Annotated in this window: 15 protein-coding genes; 1 reads left to right on the top strand and 14 read right to left on the bottom strand. The window is 67.3% G+C overall.

What is annotated here, in order from left to right; all coding sequences use genetic code 11:
- Positions 1-45: 45 nt before the first annotated feature.
- On the top strand, positions 46-933 hold the full coding sequence (locus tag QP457_RS15375; protein WP_099819045.1) for a LysR family transcriptional regulator: 888 nt from the start codon (positions 46-48) through the stop codon (positions 931-933).
- A 54-nt stretch (positions 934-987) separates the two neighbouring features.
- Here QP457_RS15375 and QP457_RS15380 read toward each other — a convergent pair whose 3' ends face one another.
- The 14 genes from QP457_RS15380 to prmB all read right to left on the bottom strand — a co-directional run bounded on the left by QP457_RS15380 (position 988) and on the right by prmB (position 20,028).
- Positions 988-1,692: a hypothetical protein gene (locus tag QP457_RS15380; protein ID WP_205404767.1), complete on the bottom strand. Its 705-nt coding sequence runs from the start codon at positions 1,690-1,692 to the stop codon at positions 988-990.
- Between the two features lie 87 nt (positions 1,693-1,779).
- Entirely contained in the window at positions 1,780-2,889 is a 1,110-nt protein-coding gene (locus QP457_RS15385; RefSeq protein WP_205404768.1) for a toxic anion resistance protein, read from the bottom strand.
- 43 nt (positions 2,890-2,932) lie between these two features.
- A complete protein-coding gene (locus QP457_RS15390) occupies positions 2,933-3,640 on the bottom strand; it encodes a hypothetical protein (RefSeq protein WP_205404769.1) in 708 nt (235 codons plus the stop codon).
- Positions 3,637-9,009, bottom strand: coding sequence for a DNA repair ATPase (locus QP457_RS15395; RefSeq protein ID WP_205404770.1), 5,373 nt, complete (start codon positions 9,007-9,009; stop codon positions 3,637-3,639). Before QP457_RS15395 ends, QP457_RS15390 begins: the two co-directional genes overlap by 4 nt.
- Positions 9,010-9,091: 82 nt before the next feature.
- On the bottom strand, positions 9,092-11,110 hold the full coding sequence (locus QP457_RS15400; RefSeq protein ID WP_180166320.1) for a hypothetical protein: 2,019 nt from the start codon (positions 11,108-11,110) through the stop codon (positions 9,092-9,094).
- On the bottom strand, positions 11,107-11,781 hold the full coding sequence (locus tag QP457_RS15405; RefSeq protein ID WP_180166319.1) for a DUF1449 family protein: 675 nt from the start codon (positions 11,779-11,781) through the stop codon (positions 11,107-11,109). The genes QP457_RS15400 and QP457_RS15405 overlap by 4 nt, the downstream gene beginning before the upstream one ends.
- Positions 11,782-11,949: 168 nt before the next feature.
- Positions 11,950-12,606: a phosphoribosylanthranilate isomerase gene (locus QP457_RS15410; protein ID WP_100553111.1), complete on the bottom strand. Its 657-nt coding sequence runs from the start codon at positions 12,604-12,606 to the stop codon at positions 11,950-11,952.
- Positions 12,603-13,373: a tRNA pseudouridine(38-40) synthase TruA gene (truA, locus tag QP457_RS15415; RefSeq protein WP_180166318.1), complete on the bottom strand. Its 771-nt coding sequence runs from the start codon at positions 13,371-13,373 to the stop codon at positions 12,603-12,605. Before truA ends, QP457_RS15410 begins: the two co-directional genes overlap by 4 nt.
- A gap of 32 nt (positions 13,374-13,405) precedes the next feature.
- Positions 13,406-13,765 (bottom strand): VOC family protein, encoded by a 360-nt coding sequence (locus QP457_RS15420; RefSeq protein WP_025876153.1) that lies wholly within the window; start codon positions 13,763-13,765, stop codon positions 13,406-13,408.
- Positions 13,762-15,744 carry a FimV/HubP family polar landmark protein gene (locus tag QP457_RS15425; RefSeq protein WP_205404771.1) on the bottom strand — a complete coding sequence of 661 codons (1,983 nt, stop codon included), beginning with the start codon at positions 15,742-15,744 and terminating at the stop codon, positions 13,762-13,764. The genes QP457_RS15420 and QP457_RS15425 overlap by 4 nt, the downstream gene beginning before the upstream one ends.
- A 105-nt stretch (positions 15,745-15,849) precedes the next feature.
- Positions 15,850-16,878: an aspartate-semialdehyde dehydrogenase gene (locus QP457_RS15430; RefSeq protein ID WP_099819036.1), complete on the bottom strand. Its 1,029-nt coding sequence runs from the start codon at positions 16,876-16,878 to the stop codon at positions 15,850-15,852.
- Between the two features lie 90 nt (positions 16,879-16,968).
- The gene (locus QP457_RS15435) at positions 16,969-18,006 is read right to left on the bottom strand and encodes a D-glycerate dehydrogenase (RefSeq protein WP_205404772.1); all 1,038 of its coding nucleotides are present in this window, start codon (positions 18,004-18,006) and stop codon (positions 16,969-16,971) included.
- Complete coding sequence (gene aroC / locus QP457_RS15440) at positions 17,999-19,102, bottom strand: chorismate synthase (RefSeq protein ID WP_099819034.1); 1,104 nt, start codon at positions 19,100-19,102, stop codon at positions 17,999-18,001. Before aroC ends, QP457_RS15435 begins: the two co-directional genes overlap by 8 nt.
- Positions 19,099-20,028, bottom strand: coding sequence for a 50S ribosomal protein L3 N(5)-glutamine methyltransferase (gene prmB, locus QP457_RS15445; protein WP_099819033.1), 930 nt, complete (start codon positions 20,026-20,028; stop codon positions 19,099-19,101). Before prmB ends, aroC begins: the two co-directional genes overlap by 4 nt.
- Positions 20,029-20,130: the final 102 nt, after the last annotated feature.

A 20,130-nucleotide genomic window follows, 5' to 3' on the forward strand; every position in this document is an offset into this window, starting at 1 on the left:
CCGGAAAATGGATATTATCTGGCGCATCCCGTCAGGAAATCTCACATGAGCACGTCACTGCTGCCGCCGCTGAATGCCCTGCGGGCATTCGAGGCCACCGCACGCCTGGGCGGCGTTGGCCGCGCTGCACAGGCCCTGCATGTGACCCATGGCGCGATCAGCCGCCAGCTGAAGCTGCTGGAAGACCATCTGGGCCTGGCCCTGTTCCAGCGTGCAGGCCGCGGCCTGCGCCTCACCGCCGCCGGCACACGCCTGCAGGAAGCCTGCAGCGAGGCCTTCAGCGGCATCGAGGACTGCGTGCGCGCATTGCAGCGGCCAGCGGCTTCGCCGGCGCTGGTGCTGGGGTGCAGCGGCAGTGTGCTGGCGCGCTGGATGATTCCGCGGCTGCCGGCCCTGCAGGCGGCCCTGCCCGGCGTGCACCTGCAGTGGTCGGCCCTGGATGGCAGCTTCACAGAGACGCAGGCCACCCTGGATGCGGTGCTGCTGCTGGCGCAGGGGCCGTGGCCGCGCGGCTGGCAGGTACGCGAACTGGCACCGGAACGGGTGGGCGTGGTGGTGGCGCCCTCGCACCCGGCGGCGCATCGGCTGCGCCATGTGCCGCCGTCCACCCTGCTGCAGGAAACGCTGTTGCATACCAGTTCGCGCCCGCAAGCGTGGCCGGCGTGGGCGCAGGCACATGATCTGGATCCGGCCCAGCTGCAACTGGGTACCGGCTTCGAACACCTGTACTACCTGCTGGAAGCGGCGGTGGCGGGGCTGGGCCCGGCGATCGCGCCGGAGCCACTGGTGGCCGAGGACCTGGCCGCAGGGCGGCTGGTGGCACCGTGGGGGTTTGCCGCGACCGGCGGTTTCTGGGTGCTGGCGCGGCCGGATGGCCCTGTCGATGCGCGCGTGGACGCGCTGGCGGATTGGGCCGCCGCCCAACTGCAGTGACGATCGCCGCGCAGAGACGGACGCGACAGCCGGCAGAACCTCGCTTTACGGGCATTACATGCCGCTGGAAAACACTTCGAGCGTGTCTGCGCTGACCCAGCCCTGCGCGCAGTTCCCCGCATAGTGTCCCGGCGCTGCCACGTGGCAGGCTTCGCCCCTGGTGCCCTTCATGCCGCTGATGGGCCTGTCGCCATAGGTGTCACACAACGCGTTGCCCTTGCACTTGCCGACCGTGTTGGCCGGAATGGCGACAACGTAATAGAACAGCGGATTCTGTCCGGTGCGGCCGATGCCCTGCACGCAGACCAGTTGCCCCTTCGACAGTTTCGCGGTGGCGGAGGCCTTGCTGCCGCTGCCCGGTACCGCGTCCAGCGTCTCCACGCCCTTGGCCTCGGCCACGCCAGCGAAGAATCCCTGGTCGCCGCAGTCCGGCGACAGTTCGACGTCGTAGAAGTCGCCGCTGTCGGCATCACCTGCCGTGCAGCCAGTACCGGCACTGGCATTGCTGCACGCCACCGCGCTGGCGCGGATCAGCACGGCCAGTCCATCGCGGGCCACTGCCGTAGTGGACACGGGTACCGCTGTCGCTGCAGAGACCGGGACCGGGGCCGCGGCAGGCGCGGCAACAGCGGCGGGCGACACTGCGGCGGGATTCGATGAATCTCCCGCTGCACACGCGCCCAGGGCAAGCAGCAAGCCGGGAACCAGCGCAACGCGGGCCACGCGGAAACAGCGGGAGGAAAGACAGAGCAAATCCATTGCGACCTCATTGAAGGCTTGACGCACCGCAGGCGCGAGAAATGTACACCCGCTCAAACCCGACTGTGGCGGGGGCGCAGGTCCAGGCTACGACGCCGTCGGCGCCGCCAGGCGTTGCTGCAGATCCTCGCGCAGGCGCGACAACTCGACTTCGGCCTGCTGACGCTGCTGCATGCCCTCGCGATGGATGCTGCGCACCTCTTCGACCGTTGCGATCAGCTGATCGTGCACGTGGCGCAGAGTCGCCACGTCGATCACGCCGCGCTGGTTGCTGCGTGCGGTGTCCACCGAGGCCTGGCGCATCAGATCGGCATTGCGTCGCATCAGCTCATTGGTCGCATCATCGATGGCATTTGCCAGCTCGGCCGCGTTCTTCTGCTCGCCCAGCGACAACTGGATCGCGAACTGACGCTTCCACGATGGGATGGTGATGTCGCGGACGGTGTTGAACTTCTCGATCAGCTGCAGCGCATTGGCCTGGATCAGGCGGATCATCGGCAACGACTGATCAGCCGCATGCTGCATCAGCTGCAGGTCGGAAACGCGCTTCTCGATCAGGCGGATCGCATTGTCGATCTCGCTCTGACGGATGCGCTGCTGCGGATCTTCGCTGCCCTGCCCCAGCAACTGCTCGGACTGCAGCTGGGCCAGGCGCTGCTTGCCGGCAGCGGCATACAGGCCCAGGGCGTGACGCTCCTCGCGGACGATGTCGTGCATGCGGTCGAAATCGCTCACCCGATTGCCCATCAGCGCCTGTTGCGCGCCGACGTCGCCGAGCAGCTGTTCGATCTGCGAATTGGTATCGCTGAACTTCTGCACCAACTCGCCCTTGGAGGAACGCAGGCGATCGATCAGGCCACCGATCAGCGGCACCTTCGAGCGTTGGGAAAAACCATCCAGCTTGAGCTCGCGCGCGATGCGTACCACTTCGCCGAGCTTCTCGCCGTTGGCGTCGAGGTCACGATTGCGTACCTGGTCCAACAACTGGCTGGAGAAGGCCGTCGTCCGTGCGGCGGCTTCACGGCCGAACACCTGCAGGTTGCCTGGGCGCAGATCTTCCAGTTCGCGGCCGATTTCGGCGATGCGCGGCAGGTCGTCGCGGACCAGGCCGAGGGCCTTCAACATGCTGTCATCTAGTTCCGGGGCGGGCGTGGTGGCGGGCACGAGCGTGCCGGAGTTCTGGCTGTCCTGGGTCATCGGGCAGTGTCCTTGCGGTGGATAAGCGGCAGCGGCGGCCGGCTCAGGGCAGTCTAGCCTGAGCAGCGGCCACTTCGTCGTCGATCTGCGCCTGCAGCGTAGCTGCCTGCGTGGCCTGTGCTGCCTGCGCCTGTGCCTGGCGTGCCAGCGCGGCCTGGCGCCAGGCGGGAAGCAGCACGTCATGGATGCGGACGAAGCGCCGCAGCAGGGCTTCGTCCTGCTCCTGCAGCAGCTGCCATTGCCCGCCTTCGATGCGCCGCAGCGTGGCCAGACGCTGCAGGTGGTCTACGCGTGGTGCCAGCGCGGCCTGCGCAGCGCCTTCCAGGCTCGCCAACTGCGCGGCGCCGAACGTGGCCCAGGCCTCCAACGCGGCGGCAGCCGCGTCGTTGTCGATGATGGTCTGGGCACGCTGCTGCACTCGCTGCGCGAGGCCCTGCGCCTGCTCGCGTGCCTGCAGCGCCAGCACGCCCAGCTGCGCCTGCAGCTCCTGCGCCTGCGCCTGGCGTGCCACATCGCGACCGAGCAGACGCCCCCACCAGCTCTCCTGCCGCCGCAGCCGCGCCGGATCGCCGGCCTGCAGGGCCAATGCGATCCGCGCCAACGCAGCCACCAGCCCTTCGCCGCCGCTGCCGGCCTGCAACGGTGCCGGCTCACCCAGCACCTGCAACAAGGGACTGCCGTACGCAGCCAGCGCGGCCACATCGGCGCACGCCGGAAGCGTTGGTCCGGGCAGGGAGCGCGCGCGGGTCACGGCAGTGGCGGCGGCCGTGGGCCGTCATCAGCCACCGTTTCCGGCGGCAATGATTCGCCGTAGAAGTGGCGCATCAGCGCTTCGTCGAGCGCACGTTCTTCCGGTGTCGCTGCACGACGCACGCGCGGACGACGACGCGTGTCGGCCGTGGCCACATCGGCAGTCACCTGCTGCCGTGCCCACCCGGCGAAGGCCGCCAACGTCTGCGACAGCTGCACCTGCTGCTCCTGCGAAGCGACCAGCAGCTGCAGCAGCGGTGCCAGCCCGGCCTGAAGGTCTTCGGCCAATGGCGTGGCGACCGGCTGCGGTACGGCAGCGGCCGGCGCGCTAGCGGGGCGTGCATCCGCCAGGCGCTGCAGCGCCGCCAGCAGGGCCGGCCATGGCGCAGGCTCGGGTGCGGCGGCTACCTCCGCCGGCGCTGGCGGCAGCTGCAACGCGCTGGCGATGTCGGCCAGCTGCGCGACCACGCGGCCACCGACATCGCTGTCACCGGCGCCCATCGCCTTGTTGCGCAGGAAATCTCGCTTGATCTGCGCCCAGCGTTGCGCGCGCTCGTCATCGAGCACACCACGCATCTCGGCCAGCTTCAGCAGATTCTCTTCGGCACCGGTGGTCAGCAGCTGCGCTTCGCCCAGGTAGTGGTCGGAGATCAACTGCTGCAGCTCGTCGTCATTCATCACCGGCGAAATCTTCTCCGCCAGTTTGTTCATGTTGCGGTAGCTGCCCTGCAGGCGGAACGGCGGCTCGGTGCGATAGCGGTCGTCCTGCGCAGCGCTGGCGATGTACTGCTGGTTGACCCTGTAGACCACGTCGCGCACGCGCAGCATGCGCTGCAGGGTGGCGGTGATTTCGTTGACCTCGGCGCCACTGTAGGCATGGCTCAGGCCGTTGCTGGAGACATCCTTGCCCATCGCGCGGTCGACCAGCAGGTACAGGTCGGCCATCTCGCGCGTGGCCAGCGGCGCCAATACCGGGTTGGAGGTCAGGCTGTTCTCGATGTAGCTGAGGGTGAAGGCCGTTTCCATGCCGCCAAGCACGTCGCCGAGGTTGTAGATGTCGGCACGGTTGGCCAGCATGTCGGGGATCTTGAACACTTCGCCGGACTCGGTGTACGGGTTGCCGGCCATGACCACGCAGAACTTCTTGCCACGCATGTCGTAGGTCCGGGTGCGCCCGCGCCAGACGCCTTCGATGCGCCGCGTGCCATCGCACAGCGAGATGAACTTCTGCAGGAACTCCGGGTGGGTGTGCTGGATGTCATCGACATACAGCATGGTGTTGTTGCCCATCTCCAGCGCCAGGTTGAGCTTCTCCAGTTCCTGCCGCGAGGTCGCGTCCGGCGCCTGCTGCGGATCCAGCGACCGCACTTCGTGGCCCAGCGCCGGTCCGTTGATCTTCATGAAGACCAGGCCGAGGCGATGCGCCACGTACTCCATCAACGTGGTTTTGCCGTAGCCGGGCGGCGAGATCATCATCAGCAGGCCCATCAGGTCGCTGCGCTTGTTCTCGCCAACGGTACCCATCTGCTTGGCCAAGTTGTCGCCGATCACGCCGAGATACACGTCGTTGATCAGCTTGTTGCGCACGAAGGACGACAGCGGCCGCGCCTTGAACTCCGACAGCCGCAGGGTTTCGCGCTCGCGGCCGATGATGCCCTGGCGCACGGCCTGATAGGCATGGAATGCCGGCACGAAGGACTGCAGGTGGTGCTGCAGGCGTGCCAGGAAATCATCCAGTGACACGGTCAGGCTGCCATTGTGGATGCGGGCATGCTCGCCCAGCAGGCCATTGACCTCCGCCTGCAGCGGTGCATCGCTGGAACGCGTGCGCAGCTGTCGCTGCACCAGCAGCAATGCTGCCGCTTCTTCCACATAGCCGGCGTGCGCCGATTGTGCCGGCAGCCCGGCGAGCGCCCGCAGCCATTGCCCGGCCAACGCCCAGCGCGTGGCCAGCAGATCCTGCGAGCGCTGCAGCGCACGTTCAAGCGCTTCACGCTGGCCCGCCTGCTCCAGTTGCTGCGACAGCGCGTCCAACAGCGCCTGCGCGTGGCGGCTGCTGCTGAACACCGGCTCGCCGGCGACCAGTTCTTCGCCCAGATACGCCGCTGCAGCATCGGCGGCGGCGGCGTCGAACGGCAGTGCATGGGTCTGTGCGTAGTCATGCAGCGCCTTCGCCATTTCCGCGCGCAGCGCCTGACGCCCCTCATCGGAACCGAACAGGCGCGCGATGGCCTCTGCACCGGCCTGCCGACCAGGCCACTGCGCCACGGCTTCATCGCGTTGCCGCGCGGCCCAGAACAGCAGCGCCAACGCACGCACGTGGGGCGAATGCCGCAGCGGGCCGGCGGCCTGCTGCAACGGCAACAGCGCGCGCAGGATCAGGGCGGCGTCATGGTCATGGATACCGCGCTCGTAACCCTCGCGGTAACGCGGCGCGGCAAAGGCACGGACCCGCTGGTCCAGCGCTTCGGGTTCGGCTGCATCGTGCTGCAGCTGGGCCAGGTCCAGGCCATCGCGGCCCTCCTCCGCCGCCAGCAACAGGCACCCGGCCAAGTATTCGCCGCGGTAGATCGCGTCCGATTCCGAATCCAGGGTCACCTGCCAGAATGGCTTCAGCGCATCCAGCTCGGGATCGTGCAGGGTCTCCAGGAAGTCGGTACCGGTGAGATGGATGGCAAGGGTTTCGCCACGCGGCAGCAGGGTCAGGTCCAGCGCCTGGGTGTTCACGCTGAAACGATGGCGCGGGCCAAGGCGGACGACGTTGCCTCCTGCCTCGTACAGGTCGCTGCGGTCGCGCAGCTGGCGCACGGCCTGGTCGCGCACACCCTTCAGGCGCGCCTCGACATCGTCAGCCTTGACGTTGTCGCGCAGCGCACGCAGGCGCTCGGCCAGTTCACGCAACTTGAGGATCAGCGGATCGCCGGCGAAGAACGCGTTCAGTTCGTCGGCCGTGCCGAACCGCTCGGTGCGCTTGCCCAGGCCGTCGAGGATGCGGTTGGCGGCATCGAGCACCGAGCGCGCCTTGCGCTGGCGATCATCCAGCAGGGCCTGCTTGTGCGTGTCGAAGGCTTCGACCAGCTCTTCGCGTTTGCTCAGGATGTCGCCGAGGAACTGCTCGTGCTCGCCGAACTGGCTTTCCAGTTCTTCCAGCTGCACCAGCAGGCGCGACAACTGTTCGTCGGCCCGCTCAGGGTCGCTGGCCATCGCCAGCGCGCTGGTGATCGACTGCGAGAACAGGGCGAACTGGGCGGCGAACTGGGCCACGGCTTCGGCCGAGCCCAGCGTCTTGCGACGCTGTTCGGCCCTTGCGCGCGCCTGGTTCAGGCGCCCGTACAGCAGCGAGATCGATTCGACCACGCGGGTGCGCGCGGTCGCATCGTCGACCTTCAGCCCGGCCATCAGCTCGGACAGCATGTCCAGATCACCGGCCATGTCGCGCAGGCCGTCCAGCTGCTCATCCAGCTGGCGTGCACTGGCGGCCTGCTGTGCGGCCTCGTCCAGCGCCTGCATGCGGGCGGTCAAGGGCGCCAGTGCCGCATCGCCGGCGAGGAAGGTACCGGTGGCGGCGCCGACACGGTCGTGCGCCTGCACCAGCTCCGCTGCCATCGCCTCGATGCGCGCGGTGTCGATGTAGCGCAGTTCGCGGATGGTCAGCAGGCGACCGCGCAGCGCGGTGATCGCGTTGAGCGCTTCAACGAAGGCCTGCACCTCGTTCCAGTTTTCCGGCTGCAGCCGGCCCAGCAGCGCCTTGTGCGTGCTCTCGGCCTCGGCCATCGCCTGCGCCGACTGCTGGCGGATCGACTGCACTTTCTCGTATTCGTCCAGCACCGACTCGCCGGTGGCGCTGATCTGCCGCAGCAACGCTTCGGCACCATCACACGCCTCGTCGCCCAGCCAATGATGGGCATCGAAAAGCCGCCGGGTGTCGGCCACCAGACGCTGGTAGCGCTGCACCGATACATCCTGGCCATCGATCTCGCGCGCCAGGTTGAACAAGTTGGAGATGCCACGCACCAGCTCGGCGTTGCCGATGCGCCCCATGAAGGTATTGCCGGGCGGACGGCTGGCGGCGAACTCATCGCTGCTGAAGGGCGTCTGCCAGACCTGCATCGGATGGATGCGGGTCGGCTCGGTGCCTTCGGCATGGAACAGCACCATGCGCCCATCCTGCATGAAGGCATAGCCGTGGCCGAAGACCGGGTTCTGCAGCACGCGCTGGATGGTGTTGTAGACGAACAGCGCCGAGCGCCCGCCTTCGCGCTCGTAGAAGATGTACAGCACGTCCTCGCCGTTGGGCGAACGGATGCTGCGCTTGAACTGCATGCCATCCATCGAGGCGTCGAACGCCTTGTGCTCGCCACCCTGCAGGTAATAGCCACCGGGGAAGATGATGCCGTGGTCTTCGGGCAGCTGCACGCAGGCCTGGACGATGGCATCGTTGCGCACGATGTCACCGGTGAGCGTGTTGTAGATCAGTCCGCGCCATTCGGTTTCGCGGTAGGGCAGCACTTTCAGCAGCACCAGCGAGCCGACACGGGCAAACTCGAACTGCGCGTCGTCGAGCGACTGCGTGCTGTCTTCCACCGGTTCGCTGTAGATGCCCTGCCCGGTTTCGGTGTTGTTCTCCACCTTGATGGTCAGATCACCACCGGTGGTTTCCACGAACAGGGTATCGAGGATGTTCAGATGCGAGTGGCGGCCGTTGACAGCAAGGTCGCGCGTGGCGCGGGTCCATTCGAAATCGAACGGCGGTGGCAAGGCGATGTCACGCTCGCCACGTGCATCGAGATAGGTCAGTTCACCTTCGCGTGACAGCGCCCAGCGGAACACGCGCACGTCGCTGCTGCGCTCGCCGATCTGGAACGAGGCCAGCAGCTTGTCGCCCACCACGATCAGCTGCAGCAGGCGCGCGTGCTTGTAGTACGCGTACAGCTCGTTGAAGTCATGCACGAAGCCGGGCTGGTCGAGGAAACTGCCCTTCAGCTCCAGCGCGGCGACGTCGTAGCCCTCAGTGCCCTGCACCAGCCGGTACAGGCCGAACACATCTTCGATGCGGGTCTGGGTCTTGAGCCCGATGAACACGTTGTAGCCGAACAGCAGGCGGTCCGGGCCGACCTGGACGATGTCGCGGCCTACGCAGTTGTTCTCGCTGCGGATGCGGAAGCGGCCGACCACCTCCAGGCGGCTGTCGCCGAACTCGGCCAGGCGCTGGCGGTTCAGCTGCTCGGCAACGGCCTGCAGGCGCTGGCCCTGTTCGCCAAGACGGCGTCGCAGGACTTCATAGGCGCCGCCCTGGGCTACGGCCTGGTCGACGGTATCGCCGGCAGCCTCTGGTGCGGCGGACTCGGTGGACGGTTTGGTTTCGGACATCAGCAGGTTTCCGGCTCACGGACGGCCGGCCGTCAATGCGGCCGGCACGGGTGGGCGATGGCCGTGGCCATCGCCGGGTGGATCAGCGCGCGCTGTCGACCACAACGGTCGCCGCGACGGGCGCGGTCTCTGCGTCCTCGGCGATCTGCCGCGGTGCATTGTCGGCGACGTTGACGCCCAGGTAGCGCTGCATCAGGTCCTGCACGATCGGGCTCTTGCCGGCGAAGCCTTCGATCGACTTGCCCAGCGAAACCGCCTTGATCAGGTTCTCGAACATGCCGCCGTCGCCGCCAACCAGGTCGATGTCGGCGTTGCGCAGCGCGCTGGCGATCACGCCCGCGTTTTCGCGCGAGACTTCCTTGCCGGCTTCGATCGAAGCCAGCGCCTGCTTCAGGCTGTTGTCCAGCATCATGCGGAACTCTTCATGGCCACGTGCCTGGTCGCTCAGCGAGGCGATCGCTTCAAACTTGCGGACCAGGCCTTCGGCTTCGGCCAGCAGCTTCTTCTGCACCACGCCGGCTTCGGCATTGCCCAGCGATTCGGTGGCGGTAGCGCGGGCCAGGCCCATCTTCTCTTCGCCCTGTGCCTGTGCCTGCAGCGTCTCTGCAAGCACGCGCGCCTCGTTGCTGCCCTGCTTCAGGTTCGCTTCGGCCTTGGCTTCGATCACGCGTGCTTCGGCGATGCCGACCTTCTCGATGGCCAGCGCCGACGCTTCGCGTACCTGCGCTTCGGCAAGACCCGGTGCGGCCTGCTCGGCACGGAACGCGTCGGCCAGCAGGCGCTTGGCTTCGGCCTGCTTGCCGGCCGCTTCGTGCTCGGCCTGCGCCAGCGTGGTCAGCTCCACCGCGCGGTGCTTGGAGGCGGTCTCGCGGGCCTGCGCTTCCTTCACTTCGCGCACCAGCGATTCCTGCGCCTTGGCTTCAGCTTCCAGGATCAGCACCTGCTTCTGGCGGTCGGCCTCGGAAACTTCGCGCACTTCCTTGATGCGCTCTTCTTCCTGCGCCACGGTCTTGTCGATGGAGATGCGTTCGCGGGTGATGTTGGCCACGTCCATCTTGCCCTGCTCGACCACCTTGTCACGCTCCACGCCCTGCAGCTGTACTTCGCGGTCGGTGGTGACCTGCTCCAGCTGGCGTGCACGTTCGACGCGCTCGGCTTCGATGGCCACGGCGCGCTGGCGGTTCTGTTCGGCCACTTCAACTTCGCGCATGCGGTTCTGCTCGCGGATGTCGATCACCTGCTGCGCTTCGATGCGGGCGTTCTCGGACAGCTGGCGCTGCTCTTCCTGCACCTTGGCGGTCTCGGCTTCCTCGCGCGCACGGATGGTTTCGATCTCGCGCTTCTGCCGTGCCTCGGCCTCGGCCTGCTGGCGTTCAAGCGCCAGCAACGCTTCGCGCGCTTCCACGTTTTTCTTGGTGATGGCCAGCTTCTCGTTCTGCTCCAGTTCGTTGGTCACCACGTTCTGCGCAGCGGTCAGCTCGGTGATCTTGCGGATGCCCTGCGCGTCGAGGATGTTGAACTGGTCCAGCAGAGATTTCGGCGTCTGCTCCAGATAGTCGATGGCCACGTCTTCCAGCACATAGCCATTGAGGTCATTGCCGATCACCGCGATGATCTCGTCGCGGAATTCCTGGCGCTTCTCGAACAGCTCGGTGAAGTCGAATTTCTTGCCGACCGTCTTCAGTGCTTCGGAGAACTTGGCGTTGAACAGTTCATCGACCGCGTGCTTGTCAGAGGCGCGGTCGGCGCCGATGGCCTTGGCCACACGCAGCACGTCGGCCTGGGTCTCGTTGACGCGCAGGTAGAACGCCACGGCGATGTCGGCGCGCATGTTGTCGCGGCAGATCAGGCCTTCCTTGCCGCGGCGGTCGATCTGCAGGGTGATCAGGCTGATGCGCATCAGCTCGGCGCGGTACAGCACGGGAATGATCAGCGCGCCGGTGAAATGCACTTTCGGGGTGGAACTCATGTCATTGACGATCAGGGCCACGCCCTGGTCGACCTTGCGGTAGAACGCCTTGAACAGGCCGGCCACGCCGAGCAGGAGGGCAAGCACGCAGCCCACGATGAAGAGGAAGGGGAGCACGGAAGCCAACGTCATTGATGATTCTCCTTGTTGCCCGGAAGCAGGTTGTCCTGGAAGTCGAGGGCGACCGCGTCGGCGCGGACCACCCGGTAATGGTGTTGTGCTGCCACATGCTCGACCAGCACGATGCGCTCGCCGCGCTGCAGTTCGATGTCGCTGCGGATCTGCAATACCAGGCCGGCACCGCCGTCATCGACGGTGGCATGGCCACTGCGCGTGTCGACCTTCGGCGAAGCGACCACGCCGACCCGGCCCAGCAGCGAGGCCTGCGGCACCGGACGCAGGCGCAGCAGGAAGCGGCGGATGGGGCGCAGCAGCAGCGCGGTGACCGGCACGGCCGGCAGTGGTGCGAGCACCGCCACCACGGTGCCCAATGACCAGCGCAGCAGGTCGGGCAACGGCAGCAGCAGGTACAGATGGATGAAGTAGGTGAGGGTCCAGGCGAACAGGCTCAGCAGCGTCACCACCACCATGAGCGGCACACCTCCGAGACCCCAGCGCGCCAGCAGGGCGGACAGACCGCTGAGATGGGCGTCGCCTTCGAGGGCACCATCGGCACCGGCCTCGCCGAAACCGTCATCGACCAGGCCGAAGGCGGCAATTGCCCAATACAGAACCGCCACCGCCAGCGCGACGCTGTACGGGAGGGTCGGATAACCGAGTACAACGGTGAGGAATTCCTGCATCGCTTGCCTTCCTGGGCGGGGGCGCCAGGCGCCCGTTCGGAGCACGCCAACAGCGGCTCCGTCGATCCTCGTGCCGGCCCTCATGGCCAGCACGCTTGGGATCATCCTATGTGAAGAAGGTGTGCAGGCTCAAATGTGAAGGCCGGACACGCCAGAATGGACCACGACTCAATCCAGCACGGCGCAATCGGAGCGGCGGACTTCTTCCACGAACGTGCGCATCTTGTAGCCGTCCTTGATGCCCGGCTCCAGTTCGATGCCACTGGACACATCCACGCCCCACGGCAGGGTCGCCAGCACGGCGTCGTACACGTTTTCCGGGGTCAGGCCACCGGCCAGCAGGAACGGACGATGCAGTCCGGTCGGCACGCGCGACCAGTCGAAGGCCACGCCGGTACCGCCGCCGCCGCCCGGGGCATGGCTGTCGAACAGGAACCCGGCGGCGCTGGGGTAGCGCAGCTGCAGGGTGCGCGCATTGATCTCCTCACGCCCACCCATGGCGATCGCCTTCAGGTACGGCATGTTGAAGCTGCGGCAGAAGCTTTCGTCTTCCTCGCCATGGAACTGCAGCAGGGTCGGCCGCACGGTGCGCAGCACCTCACGCACTTCTTCCTTGCTGTTGTTGCGGAACAGCGCCACCACGTCGACCATCGGTGCGATCGCCTGGCGCATCGCGCGCGCTTCGGCCGGTGCGACCCGGCGGCTGCTCTCGCGGGCGAAAATGAAGCCCACCGCATCCACGCCCAGCTCACCGGCCAGGCGCACGTCGCCGGCGCGGGTCATGCCACAGAACTTGATGCGGGTACGGTAGTAGGAGCGGCTCATAGCGTTACCTCGGCGGGCAGATGCCAGTTGTCGGGGTACAGCGGCCCCAGGAACACCAGTCCCTGCGGAGGAGCGGTGGGACCGGCTACGGTTCGGTCGCGCCCGGCCAGCAGTTCGGCGATCCACTCCACCGGTTTCTCCCCACTGCCAACCAGAATCAACGAGCCGACAATATTGCGGACCATGTGATGAAGGAATGCATTGCCACGCACCGCCACCTCGATGACGTCGTCGTGGCGGCTGACCTGCAGTGACTGCAGCTCACGCCGCGCATGCAGGGCCTGGCACTGGACGGAGCGGAAGGCGCTGAAGTCGTTCTCGCCCAGCAGGGCCTGCCCGGCCAGGTGCATGCGCTCGGCATCGAGCGGGCGGCGCTCCCAGCTGAGGGTCTGCCGGCCCAACGCCGGACGCACTTCGCGGTTGAGCAGGCGGTAGCGATAACGTCGTGCCCGCGCGGAGAAACGGGCATGGAAGTCATCGGCCACCGGCACGCACCAGCGCACCGCGATCGAACGCGGCAAGCGGGTGGTGGTGCCGAGCATCCAAGCGCGCGGATCACGCACCACGTCGGTCTCGAAGTGCACGACCTGGCACTGACCATGCACGCCGGCATCGGTGCGGCCGGCGCAGACCACCTGCACGGGGGTGTCGGCCACCGATGACAGGGCCTGTTCCAGGCTGGCCTGGACACTGGGTCCGCCCTCGCCCAGATTCTGCCATCCCCTGAAATCGCTGCCGTCGTACTCGACGCCGAGCGCGTAACGCATGTGCTACCTCGATGTTGCGGGTGGGGCGGCGCTCAGGCCGGGTCGCGCTCGGACCAGACCGCCAGTTCATTGCCACCGGGCTCGACGAACTGGAAACGGCTGCCGCCGGGAAAAGAGAACACGGTTCGCACGATCTGGCCACCGGCCGCGCGCACCGCCGCTTCCATCGGCGCCAGCTGGTCGGCATACAGCACCAGCAGTGGCGCGCCTTCGCTGGCGCGCTGTGGCTGGCCGCGGAAGAAGCCTCCCTGCAGGCGGCCATCATCGAAAGCGGTGTAGTCGCTGCCGTAATCGACAAACGACCAGCCGAACACGACCTCGAAGAACGCGCGGCTGGCAGCCGGGTCGCTCGAGGCGAATTCAACGTAGTCGAGACGGCGTTCGCGGGTCATGGCAGACGGGCCAAAAGTTCGCGGGCCTGCGCCTGGCAATGCAGATCACCACCTTCGGCAACCTCCTGCAGCAGGGTGCGCGCAGTCTGCGCGTCGCCCAGATCCAGATAGGCGATGGCCAGTTCCAGCCGCTCCTGGCCGACGCGCGGGGCCCAGTCATGGCCACTGTCTGCCGGAGATCCGACGGCGTCCTCGTCGGCAGCATGGTCGTCGTGCAGGTCAACCGGGGCACCCGCCTCATGCTCATGCGGTTCGGCAGGCAGATCGAACACGCCGCGGAACTGCGGCTCCTGTTCGGCCTGCAGCGCGTAGTCGGGCACGGCCACCTCGGCCGGTCCGGTCGGCGCGACCGGGGCAGCGGCAGCAGCATCGTCCCAGCGCGGCAGGTCGTTCACCGCAGCAGGCAGTTCAGCCAGTTCGTCGTCATCAAGCTCACCCGCCCGCCACTCGGCCGGCGCGGCATCCGCACGGATGTCCGCATCCGGCGCATCATGGTCAGCAGGGCTGGCCCAGGCCGGCATCGCCGGTTCCTGACGCCCGCCTTCGGCTGCGAAGCCCGCCCCAGCGTCGTGCTCGGCCAGGGTATCGAGCGCGGCACCTGCCGGCAGCGCTGCGGCCAGGCCGGCGGCATCGTGCTCCTCGCGCAGCGGCGGCAGCGGCGAGGGCTTGCGACGACGCAGCAACCAGGCGCCCAGCGCAACCAGCACGAGCAGCGGCAGGCCCAGCCAGTACCACGGCGTGCCGGCACCCGGCGCACCCGGCGCCTGCGCCAAGCGCTGCTGCGCGGCGGCCAGGTCATTGTCCTTCATCGCGATCAGTGACTGCTGCTGCTCCTTGAGCTTCTCCAGCTCCGCCACGCGCTGCTTCAGATCGCCGATCTCGGCATCGCGGGTGGCGATGTCCTCCTTGGCCTGGCGCAGTTGTTCGTTGCCCAGCATGTCACCCTCGCTGCCGGCAGTGGTGCCGGTGGTTGTGCTCGCGTGCGCGGCGTCGGACGCCAGCGCCGGAGCGATTTCAAGTCGTGCCCCTGTGGCCGCAGCCGGGGAAGAAGCCGCGCCGTCGGCCTTGGCCACTGGCACCGGGGCGCCAGCCGGCTGCGGCACGGTGCGTGCCTGTCGCCACTGCGCGGCATGCTCGCGAACCAGTGCGGTGGCCTCGGCCGCATCCACCGCGGCCAGTGCGGTATCGCCCGGCATGCGCAGCACCGCGCCCTGCTTGAGCAGGTTGACGTTGCCTCGAATGAAGGCTTCGGGGTTGGCACGCAACAGCGCGATCATCGCCCGGTCGCGACTGATCTGATTGCCACGGGCCAGCGACCCGGCAATCTGCGAAAGGGTCTGTCCGCGCTGCACGGTCACGCTGCCGTCTGCGGCCAGTGCGGGCGCTGCTGGTGCTGGCGCAGATTCCGCAGCGCGCGGACGCGGTGCAGGCGGTACGGCTGCCGGCGTGGCTGGTGCCGGCTCGGCTGCGGTTGCAGCGGCGGCAGGCGCATCGCGGACGATGGTGTCCGACAGCACACCGGCCGGCGCGACGATCTCCGGTTCGGCCACGGCCAGTGCACTGGCCGGTGCATCAACCAGCGCCGAGTACTCACGCACCAGCCGACCCTGGCCCCAGTCGGCCTCGACCAGGAAGCTCAACGACGGTGTTTCCACGGGCGTCTGCGAGGTGACCCGCACCACCGCCCTGCCCTGTGCATTGCGGGTCAATTCGAACTGCAGTTCGCTGACCAGGCCTGCCGGACGCTGCAGGCCAACGCGCTCGAAGGTGACCGGCGAGGCGAGCGCGACACGCAGGTTCTCAAGTTCGGACGGATCGGCCGAGATCACCGGGATCTCGGCCAGCAACGGCTGTCCCGGCTTGGACAGGACCCGGATGTCGCCCAGGCCCAGGGCCATGGCCGAACTGCTGACCAGGGCCAGCAGCGCGGCGGAGAGACAGGTGAGCGGACGCCATGCGCCCTTGGCTCGTTTATTCATGGGCGACACTATAAAGCGTGCGGACCAAGGTCCGCACCCACCGGGGAGGCGGCCTGCGGCAATGCCGGCCAGTGGCCGGCACTACCGGTCAGGCAACAGCGGCGATCAACGCGTCTCGGCGGCGACCAGCTCGGCCAGCTGCACCGCGTTGAGGGCAGCACCCTTGCGCACGTTGTCCGACACGATCCACAGGTTCAGGCCACGCGGATGCGACAGGTCCTCGCGGATGCGGCCGACATACACCGCGTCCGTGCCCGAGGCATGGGTGACCGGCGTCGGGTAACCACCGGCTTCGTGACGATCCACCACTTCGATGCCCGGCGACTGTTCCAGCAGCGCGCGCGCTTCGGCCACGGTCACCTTGTCACGGGTTTCGATCGCCACCGATTCGGAGTGACCGTAGAACACCGGCACACGCACTGCGGTCGGGTTCACCAGGATGCTGTCGTCACCCAGGATCTTGCGGGTCTCCCAGACCAGCTTCATCTCTTCCTTGGTGAAGCCGTTGTCCAGGAAGTCGTCGATGTGCGGGATCAGGTTGAAGGCGATCTGCACCGGGAAACGCTGCGGATCGATTTCCTGGAAGCTCAACAGCTGGCCGGTCTGCTTGCCCAGTTCTTCCAGCGCCGAACGACCACCGCCGGATACCGACTGGTAGGTGGACACATTGATGCGCTCGATGCCGTACTTGCGGTGCAGCGGTGCCAGCGCGACCAGCATCTGCATGGTCGAGCAGTTCGGGTTGGCGATGATGCCGCGCGGACGGTTGCCGATCTGGTCCGGGTTGACCTCCGACACCACCAGCGGCACGTCATCGTCGTAACGGAAGGCCGAGGAGTTGTCGATCACCACCGCGCCAGCGGCGGCGAACTTCGGGGCGTATTCCTTGGACACGCTGCCGCCGGCCGAGAACAGGGCGATATCCACGCCACTCGGGTCGAAGGTGGCCAGGTCCTGGATCTTGACCTTGCCGCCGTTGAACTCGACTTCACCGCCGGCCGAGCGCTCGGAAGCGAGCAGGCTCAGGGTGCCGACCGGGAAATCGCGCTCGGCCAGGATGGCCAGCATGGTCTCGCCGACCGCACCGGTGGCGCCGACGATGGCGACGTGGAAGCTGCGTTGTGCATTGCTCATGGGGGAACTCTCACGAAAACGGGAAGGGGGAAAACTCACGCACGACAGCTGGGTTCGGGGAGCCTCCTCGGATGGATGCGCGGAGGTTCCCTATCGTTTCCCGCTTTTTTCATCCATCGAGGCGCGCGCGGCAAGGGCCGCGTCGGCGTTGATCGCGCTCGGCATGTGCGACGGGCTGCCGTCCAGGCCAAGGCCGGCCAGCAGATTGTCCACGGCCATCTGGACCATGGCGGTACGCGTGGCCAGCGAGGCGCTGCCGATGTGCGGGGTCAGCACGATGTTGCGCAGGGCCAGCAGCTCCGGCCGCACGTTTGGTTCGCCTTCGTAGACATCCAGGCCGGCCGCCGCCAGGCGACCGTTGGCCAGTGCGTCGGCCAGCGCCAGTTCGTCGACGATGCCGCCGCGGGCGATGTTCACCAGCGTGGCAGACGGCTTCATCTTGGCCAACGCGGCGGCGTCGATGATGTGGTGCGAAGCGGCGCTGTACGGAAGTACGGTCAGCAGATGGTCGGATTGTGCCAGCAGCGTATCCAGGCCCACGTAGGTCGCGCCGAGCGCGGCTTCGACGTCGGCCGGCAAGCGCGAACGGTTGTGGTACAGCACCTTCATGCCGAAGCCGTGCGCACCGCGACGGGCGATACCCTGGCCGATGCGGCCCATGCCGAGGATGCCGAGCGTGCTGCCATGGATGTCGGCACCGAGCATGGTCTGGAACGACCACTGCCCCCACTGCCCCTCGCGCAGCCAGCGCTCGGATTCGGTGATCCGGCGTGCGGTGGCCATCAGCAGGGCGAAACCGAGATCGGCGGTGGTCTCGGTGAGGACGTCCGGGGTGTTGCTGGCGAGGATGCCGGCGGCGCTGAGCGCGTCGACATCCAGGTTGTTGTAGCCGACCCCGACATTCGCGATCACCTGCAGCTGCGCGGCATCGGCAACCTGGGCCGCGCCGATGCGCTCGTTGAGGGTGATGATCGCGCCGTCAACGTCAGCCAGCTGCGCGGCGATCTGCTGCGGCGACCAGGCGGTGACGGTATCGGTGGTGCGCAGCTGCACGCGATCGCGCAGCGGCACGATGGCCGCGTCGATCAGCGGCTGGCTCACCCACACCGTCGGCCGCGCATCAGCCATCAAGCTGGCCGGGAATGCGCGGGGTGATGGTGCCGACGTCACCGCACTGCGCGCGGTGGCGCAGCGCCTGGTCCATCAGCACCAGTGCCATCATCGCCTCGGCGATGGGGGTGGCGCGGATGCCGACGCAGGGATCATGGCGGCCGGTGGTGACCACCTCCACCACATTGCCGGCCGTATCCAGCGACTCACCCGGCAGGCGCAGGCTGGAGGTCGGCTTGAGCACCATCGAGGCAACCACCGGCTGGCCGGTGGAGATGCCACCGAGAATGCCGCCGGCGTGGTTGCTGGCAAAACCCTGCGGGGTCAGCAGGTCTCGGTGTTCGGTGCCCTTCTGCATGGCGCTGGCGAAACCGTCGCCGATCTCCACGCCCTTCACCGCGTTGATGCTCATCAGTGCGGCTGCGAGCTCGCCATCAAGCTTGCCGTAGATCGGCTCGCCCCAGCCCGGTGGCACGTTGTCGGCGACCACGTCCACACAGGCGCCGACCGAATCACCGGACTTGCGCAGCGCATCCATGTACGCCTCCAGCTCGGGCACCTGTGCAGCGTGCGGCCAGAAGAACGGGTTGTCCTCGACCACCGACCAGTCGAAACCGGCCGGGGTGATCCCGCCCAGCTGCGACAGGTAGCCGCGCACGGTGATGCCGAAGCGTTCGGCCAGCCATTTCTTGGCGACCACGCCAGCAGCCACGCGCATGGTGGTCTCGCGCGCCGAGGAACGGCCGCCGCCACGCGGGTCGCGGATGCCGTACTTGTGCCAGTAGCTGTAGTCGGCATGCCCCGGACGGAACTGCTGGCCGATGTTGCTGTAGTCCTTGCTGCGCTGATCGGTGTTGCGGATCAGCAGCGCGATCGGGGTGCCGGTGGTCAGGCCCTCGTACACGCCGGACAGGATCTCGATCTCATCGGCCTCGCGCCGCGCCGAGGTATGCCGGCTCTTGCCGGTGGCACGGCGCTGCAGGTCATGGCTGAATTCGGCCGCGTCCAGCGCCAGCCCCGGCGGGCAGCCATCGATCACGCAGCCGATGGCCGGCCCGTGCGATTCGCCGAACGTGGTGACGGTGAACAGCTTGCCGAACGAATTGGAGCTCACGGGCGCTGTGCCGCCAGTTCGGTGATGCGTGCGCTGTGGGCGATCAGCTCGCGGCACTCGACCGCGAAGATGCCCATCTGGCCGACCTTGAATTCGACCCAGGCGAAATCGACTTCCGGCAGCAGCTTGATCAGGTGCTGTTCGGATTCGCCCACTTCACAGATCAGCAGGCCGTCCTCGCTCAGGTGCAGCGGCGCGTCGCGCAGGATCTTCAGCACCAGGTCCAGGCCGTCGTCGCCGGCACGCAGGCCCATCTCCGGCTCGTAGGAGTATTCCTGCGGCAGGGCATCGGTCTCGTCGTTGGTGACGTACGGCGGGTTGGTGACGATCAGGTCGTAGTGGCGGCCGGTCAGGCCGTTGAACAGGTCCGACTTCAGCAGGGTCACGTTGTGCGCCTGCAGGCGTTCCTTGTTTTCTTCGGCCAGCGACAGCGCATCATCGCTGAGGTCCACGCCGTCCACTTCCCAGTTCGGGTAGTAGTGGCCCATGGCGATGGCGATGCAGCCCGAACCCGTGCACAGGTCCAGCGCGCGGCTGACGTCGCGGCCAGCCAGCCACGGCTCGAAGCCGCACTCGATCAGCTCAGCGATCGGCGAGCGCGGCACCAGGGCGCGCGTGTCGCTCTTGAAGCTGAGGCCGGCGAACCAGGCTTCACCGGTCAGGTAGGCCGCCGGGATGCGCTCGTCGATACGGCGCTGGAACAGCTCCAGAACCGCCAGCTTCTCTTCCCGCAGCAGGCGCGCCTGGCCGTAGGCCGGGCCGAGGTCGTGCGGCAGGTGCAGGCCGTGCAACACCAGCTGGGTGGCCTCGTCCAGGGCATTGTCGTAGCTGTGCCCGAAGGTCAGGCCCGCAGCATTGAAACGGCTGGTGCCGTAGCGGATCAGATCGATGATCGTATGGAGTTCGGCGGCCGTTTCAGCGGTCATGGCGGTACTGCGGGCAAAGTGGCCCCCGATTATAGGGGTTGCCGCCTGCGCCGGCATCCGTTGCGGCAGAAACGATCCAGTCGCAGCCGGTATGATGGTGGC

It is taken from the genome of Stenotrophomonas sp. As-7 (genome assembly GCF_030291015.1).
GTDB classification, from domain to species: Bacteria; Pseudomonadota; Gammaproteobacteria; order Xanthomonadales; family Xanthomonadaceae; genus Stenotrophomonas; species Stenotrophomonas lactitubi.